Origin of the sequence: Pseudoalteromonas sp. SIMBA_162 (assembly GCF_046535955.1) — a bacterium.
GTDB lineage: Bacteria > Pseudomonadota > Gammaproteobacteria > Enterobacterales > Alteromonadaceae > Pseudoalteromonas > Pseudoalteromonas marina.
Window position 1 is genome coordinate 1 of sequence record NZ_JAWJBQ010000433.1, and the last position, 270, is coordinate 270.

General features: G+C 65.2%; 1 pseudogene. It reads left to right on the top strand.

Features of this window, described 5'->3' with window-relative positions:
• Positions 1-270 (top strand): annotated as a pseudogene (locus R0J88_RS20365) (rRNA (guanine-N1)-methyltransferase); the annotation flags it as partial.

Below are 270 nucleotides of genomic sequence, written 5' to 3' on the forward strand. Positions count from 1 at the left end.
GCTTCCCTGTCTGGCAGGAATTCGCGCGTGTCCTCAAGCCCGGTGGCCACGTCGTGCTGCTGGAAGCGGGGGCCGAGCATCTGCTGGCGTTGCGCAAGATTCTCTACCGCGAGCTGAAGCCCGCGCGTGGCGAGGCCGGACTGAGCGCTGCCGAGTCTGCTGGCTTCACCATCAGCGGCGAGGTCGAGCATCTGCATGCGGGGCTGTCATTGACCAGCAATGAGCAGATTCGGGACCTGCTGACCATGACCCCGCATCTGTATCGCGCCG